The sequence below is a fragment of the Pseudoalteromonas sp. S3776 genome, from assembly GCF_005886915.1.
In the GTDB taxonomy this organism is placed as follows: Bacteria; Pseudomonadota; Gammaproteobacteria; order Enterobacterales; family Alteromonadaceae; genus Pseudoalteromonas.
Genome location: NZ_PNCU01000040.1, coordinates 1 through 25712 on the forward strand (window position 1 = coordinate 1; position 25712 = coordinate 25712).

A 25712-nucleotide genomic window follows, 5' to 3' on the forward strand; every position below is an offset into this window, starting at 1 on the left:
GTTGCCTACATGGATGTAGGTAAGGGGCGTGAGCAGGACGCGGAAGCTTTGCTCGGTTTTTACTTATTCTTACATGGATGTAAGTCATTAGAATAACGCAGGAGCAGTTATCGAGCCCACTAGGTTACAAACCTCGCGCCGCGATTTAATCGTCCCTAGATTGAACAAATTTCAATCCGCAAAGATCAACACGCCCTAGTTCAAATATTGTATTCCAGCATGCCGATACGCTTTCAATATCACTTTGGTAATCTTTACGTGACACCAAGCGCCCTTGCTGATTTAGGCTTAATACGTGGTAGCGCGAGCGATAATCAATATACGCTTGAATCAATTGCTGCTTTTGCGCTTTAGTGATACACCCAATCGCAGCAGCGTCTGTGAGTATTCTCACGTTATCAGAAAATTCCGTTAACTGGCTAAACTGAGGGGCGTTTTTAAGCACTAAATATTGAGTTATAAATTCAATGTCGGTCATGGCGCCTACATCTTGTTTTAAATCAAATTGCTCTGCGTTTCCCTTCGCTAAGTGGTTCCGCATTTTTTCGCGCATTTTAAGCACATCTTGCTTAAGTATATCTACATCGCGCGGAGCACATAATATCTCTTTACGAATTTGAGCAAAACGCGCTCTTAGCTCATCTTGACCTAATATTATGCGGGCGCGCACAAGCGCTTGATGCTCCCACGTCCACGCTTGGGTTTGCTGATAATGATTAAAGCTTTCTAAGTTAATAGCCAATAAACCAGAAGCACCTTCAGGGCGCAAGCGCGTATCAAGTTCATACAATATCCCCGAGGCAGTGCGGGTATTAAATAAGTGCATTAAGCGCTGCGCAAGTTTTAAATAAAACTGGCGTGAAGTAATCGATTTATCGCCATTGGTACTGCTATTACCGTCGTGATTATGAACAAATACAAGATCTAAATCAGAGTCGTAGCCGACCTCAAAACCGCCTGTTTTGCCGTACGCAATAACCGCAAACCCTTTATGCTCGTCATCTGTATTTGGCGGCATACCAAAACGCTTAACCGTGTTATACCACGCTATATTAACTGCTTGGTCTACCACTGCTTCTGCAAGAGCAGTTAAGTGATCGCTTACTTTCATAACATCAATCACACCGGTTGCATCTGCAGCCGCAATACGTAATTGATGAGTTTGTTTAAACTGTCTAAGCGCTTCCATTTGCAGCTCTAGGTCGTCGTGTTCTATACGTAAAAAGTATTGGCGTATTTCATCTTTATAGGCGCTCAACGGCGTAGGTTTGTAAAGCGCAGCAGGGTCTATTAGCTCATCAAGCAAAATAGGATAACGAGAAATATGCTCCCCTATCCACTTACTGTGGCAGCACAACAATACCAACTGCTTAAGCGCGCCTTGGTTTTCGTACAGTAATTCAAGGTAAGCTGTACGCGATACAATTTTATTTAAAATTCGGCACACCATGGTAAATGTTTCACCGCTGGCATTAAAATCGCTCAGCTGTTTAAGTAATAAAGGCATGAGCTTATCGAGAATATCACGCCCACGATTACCTATATTTACCTTACTTAAACGTTGTTTAAAGTCATGAAGAGGCACTTGCCATTGCTCTTTTATATCGTTTAAAAAGCTCACATCACCATGATCCCACGCACTTATAAACGCACCTTCGCAGGTATCAAGAGGGACCGTTTCCTCCCCTATCACCAATAAAAATTCATCGTGAATTTTAGCCATAACCTGCTCAATGTGCGCCATAGTATGATTAAAGCTTTCAGATTCGAGCAAATAGTTTAGCCGCGCTTGATTGAGCTCATCATCTGGCAGGGTTTGCGTTTGTTGATCGTCAAACATTTGTAAATATTGCTCAACCTTACGTAAGTGCAAGTAGTTATGCTTTAACTCATTGGCTTCTTGTTCATCGATCGCTTGGTTTAGAATTAACTGCTCTAGGGCATACAGTAGCGATTGAGTTTGTAAGTTTGCCTCTCGCCCACCGCGCACCATTTGCAAAGCCTGGACAATAAATTCAACCTCACGAATACCACCTGCTCCTAACTTTATATTATTGGTCAGGCGTTTACGTCGCACCTCTTGAGCTATCATTAGCTTCATTTTTCTCAGCGATTCGATCACCGAAAAATCTATATAACGGCGGTAAACAAAGGGCTTTAAAAGCTGTATAAATTCATCCCAATACTGATTAGGTGTGCCTATTAAGCGCCCTTTTAACATGGCGTAGCGTTCCCAATCGCGGCCTTGCTCTTGGTAGTAATCTTCTATGGCATGAAAGCTCATCACTAAAGGCCCGCTTTCGCCAAATGGACGCAAGCGCATATCGACCCTAAATACTTGGCCATCACCAGTGACTTGGTTAAGTGCATTAATCAGTTTTTGCGCTACCTTTGTGTAAAACACTTGCGCTTCAACAGGTTTACGCCCACCTTGAGTAGGTACATTACGCGGATAGGCAAAAATTAAATCTATATCCGATGAGTAATTAAGTTCGTGACCGCCCAATTTCCCCATGCCTAAAACCATTAAAGGCAAAGGGTTACCTTGCTCATCGAGAGGCTCGCCTGCTGTTTTTGCAGTATGTGCATGCGCCCACCTATTGGCGCTACTAATCAACATATCAGCCAATAGGCTTATGTATTTAATACTGTCACTAATTGGGTTATCGCAGCATAAATCGAGGTAGGCTACTTTTAGCCAGTATTTTTCTCGGTACTGGCGCAAAATTTTATTGCACTGGTTTTCATCTACCTGTAGCAGATCAAGGCCGTCGAATGGCGCGGGAACGTCTCGGCTAAATTGCTCGTCTGGGTTTATTAACCAGTCTTTTAATTGAGGTTGCGACTCTAAACTACGAAAAGCAAAGTCGCTCAGAGCACATAATTTTACAACTTCTTCTTGTATAGGTTGCTGCGGATAGAGCTCTGCAAAGCGGGCTGAGCCAAGTTTCTGTAATTGAATAGGAAGTTGCATTTTATTACTCATCAATCCTCTCTTTTATATATTTACTAACCATACTAGAATAACTAAAACCAAGAAAGGTTATCTCTACTTAGGATCAGCATGTCATATTTATCATTATCTAACACCAGTTTAATTGCGATTGCTATTAGTTTTGCGGTTATATGCATTACGATTTTTAGCCTGAGAATTGTTGCTCAAGTAAAAGCAAAACAAGCACTTAAAGATGAGCTAGCGCAGCATGATAACTTTGCCATGGGTATAAGCTTCGCTTCAGAGATTACCGTGGTTATTGCCACCATGGCATTTTTATTTGATGAAATTAGTATGAGCGCAGCACAACATAATCCCTTAAAAGTGATTGTTTTAATTGTTCTGTTATTTACATTTATTAAAGCCGGCCATTTAATTCACAGAAAGTGGATTTTGCACAGATTTAATGAAGAAGAAGCCATACTAAAGCAAAATGTATGCGCTGCAATGGTGGATTCTGGCATGTTACTAGCCAACTGCATTATTGCACTGGGACTTTATACATGGACCCATGCACAAGGGTTTAGCAACTTACTCATTGCTTTTGTAAGCTTTTTTACGTTACAAGGAATGTTTGCACTAGATAGTAAGATACGTGAATACCGCTTTGCTAAAGTAAACCAAGGTGCCTCGCTGCAAAGCAACTTTAATTTAGAAAATACCTCTATAGGCATTAGATATGCAGGAAAATCAATAGGTTTAGCACTCGCTGTTTATGCAGGGTTATCAAGTGCTGCCTTTCAAAATGGAAAAATGGTCGAAAATATATTTACACTGGTAATGCATTGCGGTGTAATGTGGGCGTTATTATATTGTTTAAGTTTTGTAATAAAAGCAATTTCATTGCCCAATATTGATACTGCTTTAGAGGTAGACCATCAAGACAATATAGGCATAGCTTGCATTGAGTTTGCTGTTTTTTGTGCTATAGGCTATTTACTTATTAGCATGTTTTCACTTTAACGCCACGCTATTAAATAAGTCGCCAAGCGCCCCGTATTTAGTTAACTGGCACAACACATTTGCATAAAGCAACGGGGCCCTATGTCATTTGAAGTAACTAACTATTTGTTAATTGATATAGACAACGAATTTAGTCGCACATTTGCTGAGTATTATTTTAAGCACGCCACACCCAATACACCCAGCACCTTAATAGTTGCAGGCAGTAACACCCGTAAGCTGGTTAAAATGATGTTTGACGAGCTTATTAAAGATTACTGTTATTGCGATTTAGAAAACGAAATTAGCGTATCTGAGTTGGCCACTTACCTGCATGAGCATCACGATATACAGGGGGTGTTATTTAATAACACCGACTACCTCCTAGCCGACGAAAAGCAACGTTTTATTTATAATTCTCTACATGAAAAACGCTATGTAGTCAGTGCTGATGATAGCGGCTATACATTTGATCGTATTACTGACGAAGGCTTTAAAAATCACTTATCGTGCGACACAGATATTGCTGAAACACCCAAAGATTTAGTCGCACTCGCCAAGACACTCAAATAAATAATTGCGTACAACGCCCTGCTTACTTACCATAGCGATATACACCTTTACGCTATACAATAAGTGATTCCCATGCGAGTACCTCATATTTATCAGGCATCGAGTATTGCCTTAAACACCCCGGTTTCTTTAAACGACGATGCAGCGGGCCATATTGGCCGCGTATTGCGCATGAAAGTCGGCGAACATGTGTCTATTTTTAATGGCGAAGGCGGTGAATACTTCAGTGAAATTATAGAGGTCACTAAAAAGTCAGTTGTTGTTATGCCACTGCGTTTTGATGAGCATAATGTCGAATCTGAGCTTAACATTCATTTAGGCCAATGCGTATCACGCGGCGACAAAATGGACTTTACCATTCAGAAATCTGTTGAGTTAGGTATTAACGAAATCACCCCTATTTTTAGCCAGCGCTGTGGCGTTAAACTCAGTGGCGACCGGTTAGAAAAAAAACACCAACAATGGCAAAAAATTGCAATTTCAGCCGCTGAACAATCGGGACGTAACTATGTGCCAGTTGTTCATCCACCGGTTGATTTAAAGCAATGGCTTGAGCAACATACAGACGAAATTAAGCTCACCTTGCATCCGCGAGCCGAGCACAGTATTAAAACAATAACCGTTCCAAGCGCCGGTGTACGCTTTTTAGTAGGCCCTGAAGGGGGCTTCACTGACGAAGAAATGGCGCAAACTAAACAGCAAGAATTTGTTGATATTCGTTTAGGGCCACGTGTTTTACGAACAGAAACAGCCGCTTTAACGGTCTTAAGTGCATTACAGTTACAATTTGGCGATTTAGCTAATTGAAATAGCTCAATGGCACCCTCATATTAAAACTATTAACACTCTAGTAGTAATTATAATTAGATTAAGGCACAGCGCATGGCGATAAAGTTAGGTATTATTTCTGATCCTATTAGTGGATTTAACATCAAAAAAGACACCGGTTTTGCAATGATGATGCAAGCGCAAGAACGTGGCTATGAAATTTATTACATGGAGATGGATGATTTATCACTTCGCCAAGGTAAGTCGTATGCAACCGCAGCAAAAGCGCAGGTATTTAATAACACGCAAAAGTGGTACGAACTTGAAGAGAAAACCACAATAGCACTTGCCGACCTTGACGTTATTTTAATGCGTAAAGATCCCCCGTTCGATACAGAGTACATTTACGCAACGTATATCTTAGAACGTGCAGAGCAAGAAGGTACGTTAATTATTAATAAACCACAAAGCCTGCGCGATGCTAACGAAAAGCTATTTACAGCGTGGTTTAGCGAGCATACGCCCGATACATTAGTAACACGCAGCCAAGCGCAAATACGCGCATTTTTATCTGACCATAAAGACATTATTTTAAAACCACTTGATGGCATGGGCGGCGCGTCTATTTTTCGTATCAAAGAAGATGATGCAAACATTGGTGTTATTTGTGAAACGCTCACTGAGCACGGTAGCCGCTTTGCTATGGTGCAAAATTACATTCCAGAGATCAAACAAGGCGACAAACGCGTATTGGTTGTTGATGGTGAAGTAATTCCGTATTGTTTAGCGCGTATTCCACAAAATGGTGAAACCCGCGGTAATTTGGCGGCAGGTGGTCGTGGTGAAGCCCGCCCACTTAGCGAGTCAGATCTTAAAATAGCGCAAGCAGTTGCCCCTACACTTAAAGAAAAAGGGCTAGTGTTTGTAGGCTTAGATATTATTGGCGACAAGCTCACCGAAATTAACGTAACTGCACCAACCTGTGTACGTGAAATTGAAGCCGCTTACGATATATCTATTACCGGTATTTTGTTTGATGCCATTGAGCGTAAGCTAGCTAAATAAATACCATTTAAGAGTCCATTAATTTAAGTATTTCATACAATTAATGGACTTTTTATACGCTACGTATATATCTATGCCATACTCAAAGTTCAATAAGTATTCATAAACTAAAAGGGTGAAATCTATGCAATCATTAGAAAATCATTTTTTAATCGCTATGCCGTCGATGCAAGACCCTTTTTTTAAACGTGCCGTTACCTATATTTGTGAGCACAATGAAGATGGGGCTATGGGATTGGTGATCAACCAGCCTATTGATGTAACCGTTGGTGAGCTTTTAGATAAAATAGAAATAGACAACGACAAAACTCAACAAGCCGCGCAAGTCTCTGTGTTTGCAGGTGGTCCGGTTAAAACCGACCGGGGTTTTGTACTTCATTCACCTCAGCCTGGTTACTCTGCAAGCCAAAAGCTCAGCAGTGATATAATGATCACCACATCAAAAGATGTACTTGCCAACCTGACCACCGCCCACGCACCTGAGCAATTTATTATCACGCTTGGTTATTCTGGCTGGGAGCAAGGACAACTTGAGCAAGAGCTTTTAGATAACAGTTGGTTGATCATTAAAGCCGATCCGAAGATCATTTTTGATACGCCGGTTGAAAAACGCTGGGAAAAAGCAGTTTCAATGCTGGGCTTTGATGTTAGCCAGCTTTGCAGTGAAGCTGGACACGCTTAAAGAACCATAATGACTAAAAAGAACCTTAAACCTCAAGGCCAACGTACCGTAATGGGTTTCGACTTTGGCACAAAAAGTATTGGTATTGCTATAGGGCAAGAACTCACTGGCAGCGCCTCTAGCCTCAAGGCTGTAAAAGCCCAAGATGGTATTCCTAACTGGGAGCATATTGCAGTTCAAGTTAAAGAATGGCAACCCGACTTAATGGTGGTTGGGTTACCGCTTAATATGGATGGCACTTCGCAAGAGGTAACCTTTAAAGCTAAAAAGTTTGCTAACCGCTTGCACAACCATTACGGCATACCGGTGCAAACACAAGACGAGCGACTCACAACTGCCGATGCAAAAGCGCGTTTATTTGAGCACGGTGGCTATAAAAATTTAGGAAAAGGAAATGTCGATAATATGTCGGCCGTGATTATTTTAGAGAGTTTTTTTGAAGCCAGTTATGGTGAATAAGTAATTCTATCCCTAAAAAAAGCGCCTACCGGCGCTTTTTTTATGGATAGAATGCACTATTAATTGCTGTTTTTATCATCGAGTCCATCAATGGTGACACCTTGTAAAAACCCTGCACCTTGTTGCTCGTTGTTGCGCAGTTTAATCATTAAGCGTAAATCATTTGGCGAGTCAGCATGATGCAGCGCATCGGCGTAGTTAATACGTTGCTGCTTGTATAGCTCAAATAAAGCTTGGTCAAAGGTTTGCATGCCCATTTCTTTAGATTTAGACATGGCCTCTTTAATGCCGCCAATATCGCCACTTTTTATTAGCTCTGCCACCATAGGGGAATTTAGTAAAATTTCTATCGCGGCAACACGCCCTTCCCCATCAGACGTTGGAATAAGCTGCTGCGCCACAATAGCGCGTAAGTTAAGCGCTAAATCGTACTTAAGCTTGTCGTGCTTTTCTTTGGGGACTAAGTGCATAATACGGTCAATGGCTTGGTTTGCGTTATTAGCATGCAGTGTAGCCACACATAAGTGGCCGGTTTCAGCAAAGCTCAGTGCGTATTCCATGGTTTCTTGCGAACGTATTTCACCAATTAATATTACATCTGGAGCTTGGCGTAGTGAGCTTTTAAGTGCCGATTCAAAGCTGTCGGTATCAAGCCCTACTTCGCGCTGAGTAATAATACTTTTACGGTGCTCGTGTACAAACTCAATCGGATCTTCAATGGTGAGTATATGACCACGCTGGTTGCGGTTTCTGTAACCGATTAAGGCAGCCAGTGAGGTTGATTTCCCCGTACCAGTACCACCCACAAACAGCACTAACCCACGCTTTGACATAATTACATCGGTAAGTGTAGAGGGCAACCCTAAATCACTTACATCTGGTATTTGCGTTACAATGCGGCGAATAACCATGCCTGCTCTATCGCGTTGCCAAAAAGCCGATATACGAAAACGCCCTTCGTCTGTGGCTATTGCAAAATTACACTCTTTAGTTGAGTGAAACTCATTTTTTTGTTTATCACTCATTGCTGACTCTACTAGCGCAAGCGATTGCTCATCACTCAACTTATCGTCGCTAAGAGCGATAAGCTCACCATTAATTTTTGCGCTAACAGGTAACTGACTAGATACAAAAAGATCAGAGCCTTTTTTCTCGATCATAATTTGTAAAAAGTGATTTAAAGATAAATTCATAGTAAGTCCTTAGCCACCAAACTGTGTTTTGTCTTGGGCTTTTTCTTTCGCGGCTGCAGTAGTCACAATACCGTGATTAACTAAATTATTTAAACATTGATCCATGGTTTGCATGCCATGCGATGCACCCGTTTGGATAGACGAATACATTTGTGCAATTTTATCTTCACGAATTAGGTTACGAATCGCCGGCACACCAATCATAATTTCGTGAGCAGCCACTCGCCCACCGCCAATTTTTTTAAGTAGTGTTTGCGAAATAACGGCGCGCAGCGACTCAGAAAGCATTGAACGCACCATGTCTTTTTCTTCACCTGGGAATACATCAATAATACGGTCAATGGTTTTTGGTGCCGAGGTGGTATGTAGCGTACCAAATACTAAGTGACCGGTTTCTGCGGCGGTCATCGCAAGGCGAATAGTCTCTAAATCACGTAGCTCACCGACGAGGATTACATCCGGGTCTTCACGCAGCGCGCTGCGCAGTGCATTAGAAAAGCTGTGCGTATCACGGTGCACTTCACGTTGGTTTATAAGGCTAAGTTTATTATCGTGTACAAATTCGATAGGATCTTCAATGGTGAGGATATGGTGATGTTTTGTTTGATTTATATAATCGACCATAGCCGCAAGGGTTGTTGATTTACCTGAACCCGTTGGGCCGGTAACCAATACTAAACCACGAGGGTTATCTGATATTGTTTTAAAAATATCTGGCGCACCTAAATCCTCAAGCGTCAGTACATCGCTAGGGATGGTACGAAACACCGCTGCAGGGCCGCGGTTTGAGTTAAATGCGTTAACACGAAAACGCGCAAGGTTAGGCACTTCAAACGAAAAATCCACTTCTAGGTTTTGTTCGTAGTCCTTGCGCTGATTATCGTTCATAATGTCGTAAACAAGACTGTTTACGTCTTTGTCTGCAAGTGCAGGTATATTAATGCGGCGAACATCACCATCTACGCGTATCATAGGTGAAACACCTGACGATAAGTGTAAATCAGATGCTTTGTGTTGCACACTAAACGCTAATAATTCGGTAATATCCATTTATGACTCCACAACTAACTGATAAATATATGGTTACAATAGCAGAACGACTCACATCCGCCTACGCTAGAATTGCCAGCGCGGCCAAAAATGCTAAACGTAGTAGTAATGAAATTACCCTACTAGCAGTATCAAAAACAAAACCATGCGACGATATTATTGCTGCTTACGAGCACGGCCAACGCCAATTTGGCGAGTCTTATGTTCAAGAGGCTGTAGATAAAATAGCTCAACTACACACATTTAGCGACATCATTTGGCATTTCATTGGCCCAATCCAATCAAATAAAAGCGCCCTTGTTGCCGCTAATTTTGACTGGGTACAAAGCGTAGATAGAATAAAAATAGCTAAGCGATTAAACACTCAACGCCCCACTGATAAAGCCCCTTTAAACGTGCTTATTCAGGTAAATATAAGCGCAGAGGAGGCAAAGTCGGGCTGTAGCATTGAGCAAATACCCGAGCTGGCTGAGTTTATTGACCAATGTGAACAGCTTAATTTACGCGGTTTAATGGCTATTCCAGCTAAAAGCGACGATCCGAGTGAACAAAGTCAATCTTTTGAGCAATTACACGCTTGCTTTGATAAACTAAAGGCCCAATATCCTCATATAGATACGTTGTCGATGGGGATGAGTAATGATGTTGAAGCCGCCATAAGCGCAGGCTCAACCATGGTGAGGATCGGCACAGATATTTTTGGAACGCGAACTTAAAAGGTGATAACAGACATATGTCAGATAAAACAATCGCATTTATAGGCACAGGTAACATGAGCTACGCCATTATTGGTGGCATGGTAAAAAACGGTTTTAATGCAAACAACATCATTGCGACAAACCGCAACCAAGAAAAGCTTGCCAAGGTAGCAGACGATTTCAAGGTGAAAACCACCAGCGATAATAACGAAGCCTTACGCGATGCTGATGTCATTGTATTGTCTGTTAAACCACAAATGATGGGCGATTTATGTAAATCGTTCCAAGATTCGGGTATCGACTTTAGTGATAAACTGTTTATTTCGGTAGCGGCGGGTTTAACCGTTAAGCGCCTGCGCGAAATGCTAGGCCAAAACGTTAAAATGGTACGTTGTATGCCAAACACCCCATCGTTACTTGGGCGTGGTGTATCGGGTTTATTTGGCGCAGATGAAACAGCCGAAGAGCACGACTTTGTACAACAAGTATTTGAGTGCACAGGTATTGTTGTGTGGGTTGAGCAAGAGTCACAAATCAACGATATAATAGCCGTAACAGGCTCATCGCCCGCTTACTTTTTCTTATTTATGGAAGCAATTGAAGAAAAAGCGAAAGCACTTGGTTTTAACGATGAAGATGCACGCCGCTTGGTGCAGCAAACGGCGCTGGGCGCAGCCGAAATGGCATTGAGCCAACCAGAGATAAGCATTTCGCAATTACGCGCTAATGTAACCTCTAAAGGCGGCACGACTCATGCAGCTGTTGAGCATTTAAAAGGCGAAGGCCTAGTGCAAACAGTGAGCGATGCAATGGATGCGTGTATAGCGCGTGCGATGCAAATGGAAAAAGAACTTTAAAACTACTTTTTATTGAAGGTTACACTATGAATGCCATGCAATTTTTGATCAGTACCCTATTTGATTTGTTTTTAATGGTGGTGCTACTGCGTTTTTGGCTACAGTGGGCAAAAGCCGACTTTTACAACCCAATGAGCCAATTTGTGGTTAAAGCAACCTCGTTTGCGGTCAACCCTTTGCGTAAAATAATACCTGGATTTGGCGGGCTCGATTTAGCCTCTCTATTGCTGGCATTTATAGTGGCTGTAGCCAAAATTAGTACTTTAATGCTGGTGATATACGGCGCATGGGCTGCGCAACCTGTGCTTATACAAGCACTTATTACCGTACTTAAAGAAGGCCTAAACTTAATATTTTGGGTATTAATTATTCGCGCAATTTTAAGCTGGGTAAGCCAAGGTTATAACCCAATAGAGGCCGTTTTCCACCAGCTTACTGAGCCAATGCTCAAGCCGCTTCGTAAAGTTATTCCACCCATGGGTGGCTTAGATTTATCGGTGCTAGTCTTAATTATTGGTATTCAATTTTTGCAAATGCTGTTAATGGACTTTTTAGCCTAAACGTTTGTTATCAGCAATAGAGGCCCTTTGGCCTCTTTTTATATAGGACACCCTTATGAACCGTTTGATTAAGTTTTGCTTTATTAGTTTTTTAGCCTTTGCCTTTAATGCGCAAAGTGAACAATTGCAAGGTGCGCAATACAAAGAGCTGGGCCCTTGGCAAGTCCATTACATTGCTTTTCCATCGACCTTTATTCAGCCACAAATAGCTAAAGCATATGGCCTAGAACGTAGTGGTTATAAGGGCATTGTTAATATTTCAGTGCTGAAAAACAACAGCGATAAAACCGCGCAAACCGCCAAACTTAGCGGCTTTGCAAAAAACCTACTGGGTAATAAGCAAGCCCTTACTTTTAAAGAAGTTAAAGAAGGTGACTCAATTTATTATCTTGCACAAGTAAATTACACCAACGAAGAAATTTTACGTTTTGAAATTGAAATACAGCAAAGTAACCAATCTCAAAAACTTAAGTTTCAGCAAAAATTTTATGTAGATTAATATCATGACTAAAACTTTAGTACTTGCTACAGGTAACCCTGGCAAAGTAAGTGAGCTGGCAAATATGCTCAGTCCACTGAGTATAAACGTGGTTCCACAAAGCGACTTTAACGTAGGCGAAGTGGCCGAAACCGGCACCACCTTTGTGGAAAATGCGATAATTAAAGCTCGCCATGCAGCTAAAATAACCGGTATGCCAGCTATAGCTGATGACTCAGGTTTAGAAGTTGACGGACTCAACGGTGCGCCGGGTGTTTACTCTGCCCGCTTTGCGGGCGAAAGCGCAAGCGATCAAGACAACATAGATAAACTGCTTAATGATTTAGGTAGCAACCCAAACCGTAAAGCCCGTTTTTGGTGTGTACTGGTATTAATGCGCCACGCAGATGACCCTACCCCGCTTATTTGCAGTGCAAGCTGGGAAGGCGAAATTACACAAACCCAACAAGGTAAAGGCGGCTTTGGTTACGATCCGGTATTTTTTGTTGCTGAGCAAAACTGTACCAGTGCCGAGCTTACTAAAGCGCAAAAAAATGCAGTGAGTCATCGCGGCCAAGCACTTAAAAAGTTATTACTAGAGCTACAAAGCAAAGGCGGCCTGTGAACCTTCCACCACTGAGCTTATACGTGCACGTACCTTGGTGCGTGCAAAAATGCCCCTATTGCGATTTTAATAGCCATGGGCAAAAAGGCGACATTCCTGAAGCTGAATATGTTCAACATTTAATTGACGACTTAAAAGCCGACTTGCACTTGGTGCAAGGACGTAAAATACACAGTATTTTTATTGGCGGTGGCACCCCTAGCCTATTAACGGGTGATGCTTACACTCGTCTACTTAAAGAAGTTGATAGCCTAATTGGCTTAAGTGACAACTGTGAAATAACCCTTGAGGCAAACCCAGGTACAGTAGAGACGAATCGCTTCAAAGAATATGTAAAAGCAGGCATCAACCGGATTTCTATTGGCGTGCAAAGCATGCAAAACGACAAGTTAAAAGCACTGGGGCGTATTCATGGCGCCGATGAAGCGCACTACGCAGCAGAGCAAGCCAAACAAGCTGGATTAAATAGCTTCAACCTTGATTTAATGCATGGCTTACCGGGGCAAAGCCTTGACGATGCACTAAGCGATTTAAAAAAGATTATTGCTTTAAATCCGCCACATATATCTTGGTATCAGCTTACTATTGAGCCAAATACTCAATTTGCTTCAAAACCGCCTACTCTACCGCAAGATGAAACCTTATGGGATATTCAAGAGCAAGGCCAAGCACTCCTTGCCCAAGCAGGTTATATTCAATACGAAATATCCGGTTATGCAAAGCCTGGCTTTCAATGCCAACATAACTTGAATTATTGGCGTTTTGGCGATTATCTCGGTATTGGCTGTGGCGCTCATGGTAAGGTGACTGATGCAAAAACCGGTGTAATCACTCGCACCGAAAAGGTTAAACACCCACGTGGCTATATGAATATGTTAAAACCATATATGTACAAAAATTGGCAAGTAGAACAAGACGATTTAGCCTTTGAATTTTTTATGAATCGTTTTCGCTTAGTAGAGCCTTGCCCAGTTGAAGATTTCAGTGCGCTGACTAGTCAGCCGCTACAAAGCCAGCAAGCGGCTTTAACTAAAGCAATAAATGCAGGCTTGTTAATACAAGAAAACGGCCACTGGCAAGTAAGCCTTAAAGGCCATCGTTTTTTAAATGACCTGCTAGAATTGTTTGTGTAGTGGTTTTTGACCACGCGCGATAAACATAAAAGACAAGCAAATAAATATAATACACCCTAATGGGTTTCTAACAACAAAGGGAAAACAATGCGTAAACTTACCTTTATTGCAGCTGCCGTGAGCGTTGCTATTTTAGCCGGCTGCCAACATGCACCACAACAAACAACGCCAGCACCTGCAGTGCAAGCGCAACCTGTGCAAAGCGAAATAGACAAAGCGAATGCGTTTTTTGAAGATACCTTTAACCGCGATGTAATGAGCAGCCCGGTTTACCAAACTTACATGGGTATCAAAAAAGACTACGATAAATGGGATGACGGCAGCGAAGAGCGCAAACTAAAAGACTTAGCACAAGCAAAAGCCGATTTAGTTGAACTAAAAGCCATTAATCGCGACCTGCTTGATGATGCCACTAAAGTAAGTTACGACTTAAAAAAACAAGACCTAGAGAGCTCAATTGCAGACTTTAAATGGCGTTACCATAACTACCCAGTTAACCAAATGTTTGGTACGCACTCTATGGTGCCTGCGTTTTTAATTAACCAGCACTCAATTAGTAACGTTAAAGAAGCTAAAGATTACATTGCACGTTTAAACGGCGTACCTGCAGTATTTGATCAGCTTATTACTGATTTAGAAACCCGTGCTGATAAAGGTATTATCGCGCCTAAATTTGTGTTCCCACATGTGATAGATTCGAGCAAAAACATCATTCATGGCGCGCCGTTTGAAAAAGGCGAAGACTCTACACTTTTAGCCGACTTTAAACGTAAAGTAAGCGCGCTTGAAATTAGCCAAAATGAAAAAGATGCCTTAATCAATGATGCAACTGATGCATTAAAATCAGCCGTTAAGCCTTCTTACTCTAAGTTAATTAATTACTTAGCACAGCTAGAAAAACGCGCTGATAACCGCGATGGCGCATGGAAACTGCCTGACGGTGAAACGTTTTACAATAACGCACTTAAGCGCACCACCACCACTGACTTAACCGCTAAAGAAATTCATGCCATTGGCCTTGCTGAAGTAAAACGTATTCATGATGAAATGCGTGAAATTAAAGACAAAGTAGGCTTTAAAGGTGATTTAAAAGCGTTTATGCAGTTTATGAAAACGGATAAACAATTTTATTACGCCAATGACGAGCAAGGTAAACAACGTTATTTAGATGAAGCCACGGGCCTAATCAACACCATGAAAACTCGCCTAGATGAGTTATTTATTGTTAAGCCAAAGGCTGACCTTAAAGTTAAAGCCGTTGAAGCATTCCGCGAAAAAGCAGCGGGTAAAGCATTTTACCAACAACCTGCGCCAGATGGCTCACGCCCTGGTATTTACTACGCAAACCTTTACGACATGGAAGCAATGCCAACGTACCAAATGGAAGCATTAGCGTACCATGAGGGGATTCCGGGTCACCATATGCAAATTGCTATTTCACAAGAGCTTGAAGGTGTACCTAAGTTCCGTAAGTTTGGTGGCTACACAGCATATATTGAAGGTTGGGGTTTATACTCAGAGTACATTCCTAAAGAAATGGGCCTATACTCAGACCCTTACTCAGACTTTGGTCGCCTTTCGATGGAATTATGGCGTGCGTGTCGTTTAGTTGTTGATACCGGTATCCATGCAATGAAGTGGACTCGCCAAGAAGGTATTGATTACTACGTAAATAATACGCCTAACGCCACATCTGACGGTGTTAAAATGGTTGAGCGTCACATTGTAATGCCATCGCAAGCAACGGCTTACAAAGTGGGTATGCTTAAGATTTTAGAGCTGCGTGAAGATGCTAAAAAGCAACTAGGCGATAAGTTCGATATTCGTCAGTTCCACGACGTTATACTTAAAAATGGCCCTGTACCACTTAACGTACTAGAGAACTTTGTAAACGAGTGGGTAGCAAGTAAAAAAGCTTAATACTTGGTTATAAATAGAAAAAGGTCGCTGATGCGGCCTTTTTTGTTTTATAGTAATAAAAACGCTCAAAGGTAGAGTTAAGAATGGACTTAAGCATACAGTTACTTAATGCGCGCATTGCCAAGCATCAGCTAGACGAGCTTGATAACGACTTTAAACAGTTAACCCCTGCGCAACAAACATTGCAGCTAAACCACCTTTACGAAAGTGCTTTGCGAATGAGTATTAAATACGATTTTATGCAAAATGTGGCAATACGTATTTTAACAACCAACACCTTACCAGCACCTTTTATAAACCAATTAACAACGACTGATGCATTAACGTTTTTTACACCGGCATTAAAAGAAAATAACGGCTTTTTAGCACAAGACAGCCGAGGAAATAATGTGCTGCACAGTGTATTTAAACACGCCCATGCTCAAAAGCTGCCTTTTAACTACGTACGCTCATTAATGTTATTCGAATCTAACGATGGGCTAGCAAAAGCCTTAGCACAAACCAATGCGAGCGGCCTTACTCCTGTTGCCTGTTATATTGCTTATGCTGATAAACCTAGCACGCCAGTAAAGCATGAGTTTTCAGCATTATTAGCGCTTATGGAAATAGAACAGAAACAAACCCCAACCGCTAAACAACAATTAGTAAATGTTTTAAAAGGCGTAAACATTAACGAAACCGGTATTTTACTTAGTGCAGCTTACCTACAACGTTCAACAGCACACATTGCCCACCTAGTGAGAGCGATTTAGTCACTTAAATAATACTCTACACTGGTGACCACCCTCACCTTTTTAATGTGAGGGGTATTAGAGTCGCGATTGCTAATACTAAATTGCCCTTGGCGCGCGGATTTTATTTTGCCAAGTGTTGAGTTCGAATCCTTAGCAAATTTGTTAGCGACTTCTCGGGCTTTTTCTGTAGCCTCTTGCACCATTGCAGGCTTGATATCGTTAAGGCCGGTAAATAAATATTCGACCCTGGTTTCGTAACTATCCTGTACTATTGCGATACCTTGCTTCGCCAGTTGGCTTACTTTGCCTAATGCATTTTGGACTTTGTCGGGCGCGTTAGAATAAACAATAATGTTAGCGCGGGCTAAATAACGAAATTTTTGATTATCGTTACCATATTCACGGGCCTGTTTATCAATAATTGACTGGCTGCCGGTACTTATTTCGTCATCATCAAAGCCATGTAACTTTAAAAAAGCAATCACTGCACTATTTTTTTGCTCAACTCGACTAACCAATTTTTCTAAGTTGTTGTCTGCATCAGTGTATTGCAAAGGCCAAATAACCGTATCGGCATTAACCTCACGCTCAGCTAACCCTTTTACCTGTACACTTCGGTCCATACTTTTTACATCAACGGCAGCACTTTTAATAATAAAGCCAAATAAAACTAAGCCTATACTTAAACAAATAGCAGCAAAAACAGTGTAAACATGGGGTGTTTTATTCACAAAAATCTCCTTGATTGATATCAATAATAAGCATTTACGCGCTCGAAATAACACAGCAAACAGGGTACATTGTGAGTATAAATAACGCAAAACATTATCAGCCAAGGATATAGCATGAGCCTAAAGCGTATTAGCCAATTTTTTAATCCGGCCTCGGTAGCTGTTATTGGCGCCTCGAATACCTCTACTCGCGCGGGGTTTGTGGTTATGCGCAATTTATTACAAGGCGGATTTAAAGGGCCAATTATGCCCGTCACCCCAACCCATAGTGCGGTACACGGAGTGCTTGCTTATCCTGATATTGCAGCGCTGCCCAAGGTGCCCGACTTAGCCGTTATTTGTACTAATAAAAATACCTTACTAAGCATTATTGAGCAGTTAGGTCAGCTAGGCTGTAAAAGTGCGATTGTGATTGCCGATGGACTTTCATTGAGCCAAAAAACGGCCTTGAAACATGCAGCTAATCACAATAACGTTACCTTGCTTGGACCTAACTGTTTAGGGCTACTTATCCCGCATATTGGTCTCAATGCCAGCTTTTCACACACCGTAGCAGCACCGGGAAAACTGGCATTTATATCGCAATCTGCAGCGGTGTGCTCCACTATTTTAGATTGGGCTAAAAATAAAGAAATTGGCTTTTCGTATTTTGTATCTGTGGGTGATTGCCTAGATATTGATTTTGACGAGCTACTCGACTTTTTAGGCCGTGATGCAAAAACCAAAGCGATTCTGCTCTACATAGATAATATAGAGGATATCCGCGGGTTTATCTCAGCAGCACGCGCAGCTGCATTTAGCAAACCCGTCATAGCCATTAAAACGGGTAAAACTGGCGCAGGCGCACTGGCCGCCGAAATCCATACCGGTGGCAAACAAAGTTCAGATGCAGTGTACGATGCGCTTTTTCAACGTGCTGGTATGCTTCGGGTGAGTGATTTGCGCGAACTTTTTGCAGCCACTCAAACACTCGCCATTCACCCAAAACTGTTAAAAGTTGAGCAGTTAACCATTTTAACTAACGGCGGCGGACCGGGTGTCATGGCGGTTGATGAGCTGATTTTAAATTCCGGTAAGCTTGCCCAGCTAAGCGAGCAAACCCGAGCGGCACTAAATAAAGTGATCCCCCAGTCGGATACTACATCTAACCCTGTTGATATTTTTGGCGACTCTGCACCAGCCCGTTACAGGCAAGCATTGGAGATTTTACTACGCGCCGAAGAAGTTAGAAACTTACTTATTATTCATACTCCCTCAGCTCTTGCACCGAGTGAAGACTACGCCGATATGATAGTTCAAACCTTAAAAAAAATACCAAAGATGGCGCGCCCTTATGTCATGACCAACTTTATGGGGGAAGATGCAGCTTATGCCGCTAGGCGTGTTTGCTCTAACCATACTATTCCAACCTATCGCACGCCCGAGGGTGCCGTTGGCGCATTTATGCATTTGGTCAGCTATCGTCGTAACCAAAAGCATTTAACGCAAACTCCGGAATCAAACACTGACGATGCCAAAATAAATAAAACTGCGGCCACTTCACTCATTAACGAATTTTTAGAAGAAGATCAAAGCTACTTACCCACGCATCAAGCAAGCCAAATCCTTAGTCATTATGGTGTTGAGTGTATTAAAACAAAAGTAGCCTACACGCCCACAGAAGCGCGTGAGCAAGCAATTGAATTAGGCTTTCCCGTAGCGTTAAAGTTGATTAGTCCAAGTATTGCCTCTAAATCAGAAGTCGGTGGGGTGGTACTCAATCTCAACGATGCAAACGAAGTTGAACAAACTGCCTTTGCCATGCTGATACGCATTAAAAACACCTATCCAGATGCGGTTATTGAAGGGTTTTCACTACAAAAAATGGCGCCCCGTGCTGGTGCTAATGAGCTGCGAATCGCCATTAAAACCGAGCCTAATTTTGGCCCCGTTATATTACTTGGTGAAGCAGGTAATGGGTTAGAGTATGCCCAAGCAGCCGTTGCTTTGCCGCCGCTTAATATGAACTTAGCTAAATACCTCATTGCAGCAGCAAACGATAAAGGCGTATTAAAAGATCGTATCCTGCCAGAAAAAGTCGATAAATACCGCCTGTGCGCCCTACTCACACGTATATCTCAACTTGTTGTCGATCAACCCGATATAAGTGCCATGGAGCTAAACCCTATTTTAGCCAGTAACGGCCAATTTTTAGTGCTTGATGCCACCATTACTGTTAACCGTTATCAGACACGTGGCGATCGTGAACGTTTATGTATACGCCCTTACCCTATTGACCTTGTAGAAGAAGTAACCCTTAAAAATAATACACGTGCTACATTAAGGCCTATTCGTCCAGAAGATGAAAAAGCCCACCAAGAGTTTGATCAATCCCTTAATAAAGAAGATCGCTACAAACGCTTTTTTGGCGAACTCCCCCAGTTTAATCACGATCAACTCGCAAAAATGACACAAATAGATTACGACCGAGAAATGGCCTTTATTGTTTGCCAACGCTTTGAAGGTAAAAGCCGCACACTCGGTGTAGCGCGGGTTATTATGGACCCTGATAATTTACATGCGGAGTTTGCCACAGTGGTTCGCTCTGACTACCAAGGTTTAGGTCTTGGCAGGTTACTGATGAGTGCTGCAATAAATCACTGTAAGCGCCAAGGCGTAGAAGTCATTGAAGGCATAACACTACCAGAGAACACCGGCATGATAGAACTAGCCCGTAAGTTAGGCTTTACTATCAGTCGTGATTTTGAAGAAGGCAGTATTAATATGCTGTTAAAGCTAAAAAAATGAAAAACACAGCACGGAAAACTTTAGCGCAGGTATTTGAAGGAACCGGTGATTACCGAACAGCAGGGCATATACTCGATACTGCGCTAATTGCTTTAATTATGCTTAACGTTGTTGCCATAGTGCTGGAATCAGTACCAAGTATAAATAAGCTTTATTACCCGCAATTTTTACTATTAGAAGTAATTTCAGTGGCTATTTTTAGCCTTGAATACCTCGCAAGACTTTGGGCCTGTGTCGATAAAAGCAAATACGCAGCTATAAAAGGTTCAAACGTAAAACGTCGGCTGCATTATTTTTTATCACCCTTAGCTCTTATTGATTTAATAGCCATTTTACCGAGTCTATTAATGTTCATGTTTCCTCTCGATTTACGTTTTTTACGGGTATTAAGGCTGCTAAGAGTATTTAAACTTACTCGCTACTCTCGTGCAATGCAGTTGTTATTACAAGCATTTAAAGACGAAGCAAGTTCATTACTGGCCGCATTTTTTATAATGTCGGTGGTGCTTATACTCGCCTCGTGTGGCATTTATTTATTAGAGCACGATATACAACCCGATAAATTTGGCTCTATCCCTGCGGCTATGTGGTGGGCTATGGCCACGCTTACCACGGTAGGTTACGGTGATGTTGTGCCCATTACTCCTGTAGGTAAGCTATTTGGTGGGGTGATCACCTTAGTGAGCATGGGAATGGTGGCAATCCCTACAGGTTTGCTTGCTTCAAGTTTTTCAGAGCAAATACGTAAACGTCGTCAGTTTTTTGAAGACGCCGTACATGAACAAATCCATGACGGCAGCCTAGATGACTCACAGCGCATGCACTTAGAAGAACTTCGCTATAAACTGGGTTTGAGTAAACTTGAGGCCAATAAAGCAATTAAAACTCAGCTTAATCAGCGTAACAGCCATTTATTTTGCCGTCACTGTGGTAAACGCCAATAAGCTTATTTTTACTAATTAAATATGTTACTCCAATCTTGTTTTATCAGTGCGGGAACAGCTTCTTTAGGTACTGGCTTACTAAATAAATAGCCCTGAAAATGCCTACAGCCTAACTGATTTAAAAACTGTAGCTGTTGTGTATTTTCAATGCCTTCAGCCACACACTCTTTACCTAGGCTATGCGCTAAGGTGAGCGTTGATTGAATAATCGCTTCATCATCAGAGTCCACACCAATATCTTGCACAAAGCTTCTATCTATTTTCAATACATCAATAGGAAAACGTTTTAAATACGTGAGTGAGGCATAGCCTGTACCAAAGTCATCCATGTAGAGTTTACAGCCAAGTTTTTTCAGCATTTCCATACTATGTAGTGCTCGTTTTGAGTCGCGCATTAAAATAGACTCAGTGATTTCAAACACTATCGCGTCTGAAGGTACATCAGCCTTTGTAAGTGCCTTATGGATTTCAGTTACCAGCTCTTCGTATTCAAAATCAAGCGCAGAGAGGTTAATCGACAAGTACAATTGTGGCGATATTTCTCGCCATTGTTTAAGCGCTTGTAACGCACGGGTAAAGGTCTGCAGCATTATTTTTGTTATTAAGCCAATGCTCTCAGCCGCTAAAGAAAATTCTTGCGTTGGCACTAACGTGTTTTCAGGCCAGCGTAATAACACTTCAAAGCCTTCGGTTTGCTGAGTGCGCGCATTCACTATGGGCTGATAATAATTACAAAACTGTTCTTCTTGGTATGCTTTAGTGAGCAACGACTCTAAATGCAGCGCTTTTTGTACATGCTGGTTCATCTCCTGCTTGTAAAACTTATAACTGCTTTCAAGGGACTCTTTTGCATGATACAGCGCGATACTCGCAGCTTTTAAAAGCGCAGCGTGATCGAGAGCGTCATCAGGTGCTATTGCAACACCTATGCTTAAATTAACGTTTACCACCTGGCCATTAAATTCCATATTTTGGCTGACAGAGTCTATCAATTTAGAGCAAATAAGTAGCACTTCTTCAATTTGTTGCACATCTTCCACCAGAACAACAAATTCATCGCCGCCAAAGCGGGCCACACTGGCTGATGGGCGTAATGCGCGTTTAATGCGCTTAGCCACTTGCTTTATTAGCTCATCCGCCGCTTCACGTCCAAATGAATCATTAAAGTATTTAAACCGCTTAATATTTACATGCAGCATAGCGACTTTGCATTGATGATTTTGTGCTTGCTCAATAGCATGCTCAACCCTGTCGTTAAACAGCATGCGATTAGGTAAACCGGTTAAGGAATCGTAATTAGCTAAAATATGTAGCTCATTTTCGGCTAATTTTTGTGCATGAATATCGGTTAAAATAATAACGTAACTGCTTAAGCGCTGCTCTGTGTCGGCAACCGCGCTAATTTTAACCAATACGTGGCGCTGCTCGCCATCGGCAAGTGTAACTAAATCTTCACACGAAAAATGCTCGCCAACGCTGAGCTTTTGCATAATACGTAAATAATCAAACTGACTACTACGTGAAATACCTAAATTTAAGGCGCGGCTAGAGCGTGGCTCACTCGGAAAGTTAAAGGCCGTTTGCAACGATTTGTTAGAGGCGCGAACCGTAAAGTTTTTATCAAGAATAAACACCCAATCACGGGTTTGCTCAAACGCAGCGGTAAATAAGCGGGCATGCTCTTCAAACACCATTTCGCGGGTCATATTGGTGTAAGTACCCGCTACTTTTTTAGGAGTCTGACCGCTCCATTCCACCACTTTGCCAAAGTCTTTATACCAACGCCAATAGCCTTTAGCGTGGCGTAAACGATAAGTGCAATTAAAGTAGCCTTTATCGGTTGATAAAAATTCTAACCATTCTAATCTGAAAAGCGCTTTATCTTGCGGGTGAATTTTAGCTAGGTAATCATCTAGGCTTACACTTTCTTGATCATATCCCAGTTCATTACATAAGCGCGGCTGGTAAATACTACTGGATGTTGACTGCCAATCCCACATGCCCGACTCACTGCCCTCTAAGGCTAGTTTTAATCGCGCTTCACTTTCTTTACTTTCTTTATTAGCGGCCAGTAATATGCGCTGAATTTTGTTGCGGCGCATTACCCAAAAAGCAATAAATGCTATAAACAAAATAGCATAAAGCACTATAAAATACGGTGCTCGCCACAGTGGATACTTAACACGAATTTTTAATACTGCAGGCGGAGTATACTCGCCTGTAAGCGGGTCTTTAGCCCATACCTTTAGTTGGTAATTACCTGGGTTTAATTTTGGAAATAACACCCGATTATTATTCCGCGTGTACGTTTTTTGCCCATCATCAAGCTGATACTCATAAATTATGCGCTCTTGATAGCTAAACGCCATTGCTGAAAACGCCACTTCTAAACCGATATCATCATGATTGAGTACTATTTCATTGAGTGGCTGTTTTAAATCGATAGATAAATCACGCGACATTAAATCAACCCGAGTGATATTTACGTGGTCAATTAATGAATGGTAATTTTGATTTTCCATTGGATGAAAATAAGTAATGCCCTTTAAGCTACCATAGGCAATTCGGCCATCTTTTAAGTGCGCCATAGCACTGCTGTTAAACTCAGCTGAAAGCAGTCCTTCTGATGTAGAAAACTGCTGAAAATGAAGTGTTTCTGGGTTTAGTCGCCATATACCTTTATGACTACTCATCCAAATCATACCATCATCATCCAGCACCATGTCGTAAAGTAAGGTACCTAGCTTGTTTTTTTCTAAATCAACGGTGTGCACTAACTCATAGCTTTTAGCATCAAGTCCTATCAAGCCAAAGTTAGAAAGCGAAATCCATAAAATACCATTGTTATCTACCACGTAAGAAAGCACATTAATAGCCACATTGTCGTGTTGTTTTGGCACTTTATAAATGGTGTTTAACGTTAATGTAGTTGGATTTACTTGGTATAAAATACCCGCATTAAAAAACAGTGGCATATCGGGCTTTGTTGCCAGCGCTGGCGAAAAACCATGCGCCAAAAACGGTTCTATTTTGCTAAAAGCCCCTTCTAATCGGGTGACTTTCTGGGTGTCGATATTGTATCTAAACATGCCATGATCTGAGTGCACATAGTATAAATCACCGTTTGGCATTAAAGTGACACCATGTACCCAACCCTGTATAAAATCTCTATTGCTAGGGTTACTTAAGGTTGGCTCGTTAATTTGATGGGTTACAGGGTCAAACTCAAATAACCCTCTGTTTGTATGTAACCATAACTTATCTTTGTAGGGAATAGCTTCATAAATGCTAAATTCAGTAGTCAATAAGTCGACTTTAAAGTCTTTTAAGTAAACCTTGCTGGTGTTAGTACTTAAGTCAATTTCAGTTAAGCCATTGTGTGTTGCAAGCCACAGGCTATTATCGTACTCCGTAATGCCCCAAACCGAAGGATGAGAAAGGCCATCCCCCCCCAGTTGGCTACCATCTATATTGCTAAAGTGGTAGGTATTATTAGACAGATAAAATGCACCATCGGTTTTTGTAGCTAGCCAATAGCCACCCGATTTATCTTTAACCATGTCTATCATACTGGTATCAGATAGGCTGTATTTACTTTGCGTTATACGGGTGTTTTTTACTAACTCTTTCGTATTTAAATTAAATCTAAAGAGCCCTTTATTGGTCGCCAGATCTAGCTCTTCACCTTCGTTAATAATGCGCCATACATTTAAATCGGCAATAATGGCTTTGTTTTTAAATGCTAAGTCGGGGCGTTCAAACATGCCCGGCAAATCGCTAATATCAACTTGATATAACCCCTTGACGGTACCTACTAGCAACTGGTTGTTTTCTATTACAGAGAACGACTTTACGTTGTTTTGGTAAATATGTTCAGCCTTGCTCTTTAAATGCTGCAACGCTCTAATTTGCTCAGAAGCAATATCAAATACAAACGCACCATGGCTAGTACCTATAAAAATATACCCATTATGATGAAAAAGCTCTCTTACTAAGGTGTTTTCGTATTCTTTAGGCAACTCAAATAAGCTCGTTATTTTACCTGTTTCGATGTCTAATTTAGCAAAATCGCGACCACGCCCAATCCACAAAGTCTTGTCATCAACAGCGACCATACTAAATACCGATTGGCTTAAAATTTGTTTTTCGCTGGTAGGCTGGGAAATAAACTGCTGGTAGGTATCAGTAGTGGGGTCATATTTGAATAAACCAGCGAGTAAAGAAGCTATCCAAATATTGCCCGCGGGGTCTTGATAAACACAATCAATAATAGCTTCTTCAAGTTCGCCATTAGGGCCGTTAATTGAAACAACTTGGTAGCCATCGTAACGATTTAACCCCCCTTCCGTAGAGAGCCATAAATAACCGTTATTATCAAGCAGCATAGTATTCACATAGCTTTGCGAAAGGCCCTCGCTGGGAGATAAACGCTTTACTTGTGCGCCCACTTGGCAACTAAATATAGCAATTAAAGCTATGAAGCAACTAATGATCCCGTTAACGCCTTTACTCATGGCT

21 protein-coding genes are annotated in these 25712 nt (G+C 41.7%); 16 read left to right on the plus strand and 5 right to left on the minus strand.

Annotated elements, in window-relative coordinates; translation table 11 throughout:
- Positions 1-145: 145 nt before the first annotated feature.
- Positions 146-2986, minus strand: a complete 2841-nt coding sequence (gene glnE, locus CWC16_RS15070; RefSeq protein WP_138542111.1) for a bifunctional [glutamate--ammonia ligase]-adenylyl-L-tyrosine phosphorylase/[glutamate--ammonia-ligase] adenylyltransferase — start codon at positions 2984-2986, stop codon at positions 146-148.
- Positions 2987-3064: 78 nt separating this feature from the next.
- Here glnE and CWC16_RS15075 point away from each other — a divergent pair, with 78 nt between their 5' ends.
- From CWC16_RS15075 to ruvX, 6 genes are all read left to right on the plus strand, one after another.
- Positions 3065-3958, plus strand: a complete 894-nt coding sequence (locus CWC16_RS15075; protein WP_138542112.1) for a DUF350 domain-containing protein — start codon at positions 3065-3067, stop codon at positions 3956-3958.
- 81 nt (positions 3959-4039) lie between these two features.
- A complete protein-coding gene (locus CWC16_RS15080; RefSeq protein ID WP_055016825.1) occupies positions 4040-4510 on the plus strand; it encodes a hypothetical protein in 471 nt (156 codons plus the stop codon).
- Between the two features lie 72 nt (positions 4511-4582).
- Positions 4583-5317 (plus strand): 16S rRNA (uracil(1498)-N(3))-methyltransferase, encoded by a 735-nt coding sequence (rsmE, locus tag CWC16_RS15085; protein ID WP_055016824.1) that lies wholly within the window; start codon positions 4583-4585, stop codon positions 5315-5317.
- Between the two features lie 75 nt (positions 5318-5392).
- Positions 5393-6343: a glutathione synthase gene (gene gshB, locus CWC16_RS15090; protein WP_138542113.1), complete on the plus strand. Its 951-nt coding sequence runs from the start codon at positions 5393-5395 to the stop codon at positions 6341-6343.
- Between the two features lie 124 nt (positions 6344-6467).
- Positions 6468-7025 (plus strand): YqgE/AlgH family protein, encoded by a 558-nt coding sequence (locus tag CWC16_RS15095; protein WP_055016822.1) that lies wholly within the window; start codon positions 6468-6470, stop codon positions 7023-7025.
- Positions 7026-7034: 9 nt separating this feature from the next.
- Positions 7035-7484: a Holliday junction resolvase RuvX gene (gene ruvX / locus CWC16_RS15100; protein ID WP_055016821.1), complete on the plus strand. Its 450-nt coding sequence runs from the start codon at positions 7035-7037 to the stop codon at positions 7482-7484.
- Positions 7485-7543: 59 nt separating this feature from the next.
- Here the strand turns inward: ruvX and CWC16_RS15105 are convergent, their stop codons facing one another.
- Both CWC16_RS15105 and CWC16_RS15110 read right to left on the minus strand, forming a co-directional pair.
- Positions 7544-8677, minus strand: a complete 1134-nt coding sequence (locus tag CWC16_RS15105) for a PilT/PilU family type 4a pilus ATPase (protein WP_055016820.1) — start codon at positions 8675-8677, stop codon at positions 7544-7546.
- A 9-nt stretch (positions 8678-8686) separates the two neighbouring features.
- Positions 8687-9727, minus strand: coding sequence for a type IV pilus twitching motility protein PilT (locus CWC16_RS15110; protein WP_004586840.1), 1041 nt, complete (start codon positions 9725-9727; stop codon positions 8687-8689).
- 2 nt (positions 9728-9729) lie between these two features.
- Here CWC16_RS15110 and CWC16_RS15115 point away from each other — a divergent pair, with 2 nt between their 5' ends.
- From CWC16_RS15115 to CWC16_RS15150, 8 genes are all read left to right on the plus strand, one after another.
- Positions 9730-10443 (plus strand): YggS family pyridoxal phosphate-dependent enzyme, encoded by a 714-nt coding sequence (locus CWC16_RS15115; RefSeq protein WP_138542114.1) that lies wholly within the window; start codon positions 9730-9732, stop codon positions 10441-10443.
- 17 nt (positions 10444-10460) lie between these two features.
- A complete protein-coding gene (proC, locus tag CWC16_RS15120; protein WP_138542115.1) occupies positions 10461-11282 on the plus strand; it encodes a pyrroline-5-carboxylate reductase in 822 nt (273 codons plus the stop codon).
- 26 nt (positions 11283-11308) lie between these two features.
- Positions 11309-11842: a YggT family protein gene (locus CWC16_RS15125; RefSeq protein ID WP_138542116.1), complete on the plus strand. Its 534-nt coding sequence runs from the start codon at positions 11309-11311 to the stop codon at positions 11840-11842.
- A gap of 55 nt (positions 11843-11897) precedes the next feature.
- Positions 11898-12341 carry a DUF4426 domain-containing protein gene (locus CWC16_RS15130; protein WP_138542117.1) on the plus strand — a complete coding sequence of 148 codons (444 nt, stop codon included), beginning with the start codon at positions 11898-11900 and terminating at the stop codon, positions 12339-12341.
- A 4-nt stretch (positions 12342-12345) separates the two neighbouring features.
- Positions 12346-12945, plus strand: coding sequence for an XTP/dITP diphosphatase (locus tag CWC16_RS15135; RefSeq protein ID WP_138542118.1), 600 nt, complete (start codon positions 12346-12348; stop codon positions 12943-12945).
- A complete protein-coding gene (gene hemW, locus CWC16_RS15140) occupies positions 12942-14078 on the plus strand; it encodes a radical SAM family heme chaperone HemW (protein ID WP_138542119.1) in 1137 nt (378 codons plus the stop codon). The genes CWC16_RS15135 and hemW overlap by 4 nt, the downstream gene beginning before the upstream one ends.
- An 87-nt stretch (positions 14079-14165) precedes the next feature.
- Positions 14166-15998 carry a DUF885 domain-containing protein gene (locus tag CWC16_RS15145; RefSeq protein ID WP_138542120.1) on the plus strand — a complete coding sequence of 611 codons (1833 nt, stop codon included), beginning with the start codon at positions 14166-14168 and terminating at the stop codon, positions 15996-15998.
- A gap of 83 nt (positions 15999-16081) precedes the next feature.
- A complete protein-coding gene (locus CWC16_RS15150; protein WP_138542121.1) occupies positions 16082-16750 on the plus strand; it encodes a hypothetical protein in 669 nt (222 codons plus the stop codon).
- On the opposite strand, the gene CWC16_RS15155 is transcribed toward CWC16_RS15150, so the two are convergent.
- Positions 16747-17463: an SIMPL domain-containing protein gene (locus CWC16_RS15155; protein ID WP_138542122.1), complete on the minus strand. Its 717-nt coding sequence runs from the start codon at positions 17461-17463 to the stop codon at positions 16747-16749. The two genes, CWC16_RS15150 and CWC16_RS15155, sit on opposite strands and share 4 nt — an antisense overlap.
- A gap of 114 nt (positions 17464-17577) precedes the next feature.
- Between CWC16_RS15155 and CWC16_RS15160 the strand changes: the two genes are divergently transcribed.
- Both CWC16_RS15160 and CWC16_RS15165 read left to right on the plus strand, forming a co-directional pair.
- Positions 17578-20250, plus strand: a complete 2673-nt coding sequence (locus CWC16_RS15160; protein WP_138542123.1) for a bifunctional acetate--CoA ligase family protein/GNAT family N-acetyltransferase — start codon at positions 17578-17580, stop codon at positions 20248-20250.
- Positions 20247-21194, plus strand: a complete 948-nt coding sequence (locus CWC16_RS15165) for an ion transporter (RefSeq protein ID WP_055016809.1) — start codon at positions 20247-20249, stop codon at positions 21192-21194. The genes CWC16_RS15160 and CWC16_RS15165 overlap by 4 nt, the downstream gene beginning before the upstream one ends.
- Before the next feature lie 11 nt (positions 21195-21205).
- Here the strand turns inward: CWC16_RS15165 and CWC16_RS15170 are convergent, their stop codons facing one another.
- Positions 21206-25708, minus strand: a complete 4503-nt coding sequence (locus CWC16_RS15170) for an EAL domain-containing protein (RefSeq protein WP_138542124.1) — start codon at positions 25706-25708, stop codon at positions 21206-21208.
- Positions 25709-25712: the final 4 nt, after the last annotated feature.

What these genes read in the sequence shown, in the direction of transcription:
- glnE (WP_138542111.1), bottom strand. Translation starts at nt 2,986, where the DNA reads ATGAGTAATAAAATGCAACTTCCTATTCAATTACAGAAACTTGGCTCA.
- CWC16_RS15075 (WP_138542112.1), top strand. Translation starts at nt 3,065, where the DNA reads ATGTCATATTTATCATTATCTAACACCAGTTTAATTGCGATTGCTATT.
- CWC16_RS15080 (WP_055016825.1), top strand. Translation starts at nt 4,040, where the DNA reads ATGTCATTTGAAGTAACTAACTATTTGTTAATTGATATAGACAACGAA.
- rsmE (WP_055016824.1), top strand. Translation starts at nt 4,583, where the DNA reads ATGCGAGTACCTCATATTTATCAGGCATCGAGTATTGCCTTAAACACC.
- gshB (WP_138542113.1), top strand. Translation starts at nt 5,393, where the DNA reads ATGGCGATAAAGTTAGGTATTATTTCTGATCCTATTAGTGGATTTAAC.
- CWC16_RS15095 (WP_055016822.1), top strand. Translation starts at nt 6,468, where the DNA reads ATGCAATCATTAGAAAATCATTTTTTAATCGCTATGCCGTCGATGCAA.
- ruvX (WP_055016821.1), top strand. Translation starts at nt 7,035, where the DNA reads ATGACTAAAAAGAACCTTAAACCTCAAGGCCAACGTACCGTAATGGGT.
- CWC16_RS15105 (WP_055016820.1), bottom strand. Translation starts at nt 8,677, where the DNA reads ATGAATTTATCTTTAAATCACTTTTTACAAATTATGATCGAGAAAAAA.
- CWC16_RS15110 (WP_004586840.1), bottom strand. Translation starts at nt 9,727, where the DNA reads ATGGATATTACCGAATTATTAGCGTTTAGTGTGCAACACAAAGCATCT.
- CWC16_RS15115 (WP_138542114.1), top strand. Translation starts at nt 9,730, where the DNA reads ATGACTCCACAACTAACTGATAAATATATGGTTACAATAGCAGAACGA.
- proC (WP_138542115.1), top strand. Translation starts at nt 10,461, where the DNA reads ATGTCAGATAAAACAATCGCATTTATAGGCACAGGTAACATGAGCTAC.
- CWC16_RS15125 (WP_138542116.1), top strand. Translation starts at nt 11,309, where the DNA reads ATGAATGCCATGCAATTTTTGATCAGTACCCTATTTGATTTGTTTTTA.
- CWC16_RS15130 (WP_138542117.1), top strand. Translation starts at nt 11,898, where the DNA reads ATGAACCGTTTGATTAAGTTTTGCTTTATTAGTTTTTTAGCCTTTGCC.
- CWC16_RS15135 (WP_138542118.1), top strand. Translation starts at nt 12,346, where the DNA reads ATGACTAAAACTTTAGTACTTGCTACAGGTAACCCTGGCAAAGTAAGT.
- CWC16_RS15145 (WP_138542120.1), top strand. Translation starts at nt 14,166, where the DNA reads ATGCGTAAACTTACCTTTATTGCAGCTGCCGTGAGCGTTGCTATTTTA.
- CWC16_RS15150 (WP_138542121.1), top strand. Translation starts at nt 16,082, where the DNA reads ATGGACTTAAGCATACAGTTACTTAATGCGCGCATTGCCAAGCATCAG.
- CWC16_RS15160 (WP_138542123.1), top strand. Translation starts at nt 17,578, where the DNA reads ATGAGCCTAAAGCGTATTAGCCAATTTTTTAATCCGGCCTCGGTAGCT.
- CWC16_RS15165 (WP_055016809.1), top strand. Translation starts at nt 20,247, where the DNA reads ATGAAAAACACAGCACGGAAAACTTTAGCGCAGGTATTTGAAGGAACC.
- CWC16_RS15170 (WP_138542124.1), bottom strand. Translation starts at nt 25,708, where the DNA reads ATGAGTAAAGGCGTTAACGGGATCATTAGTTGCTTCATAGCTTTAATT.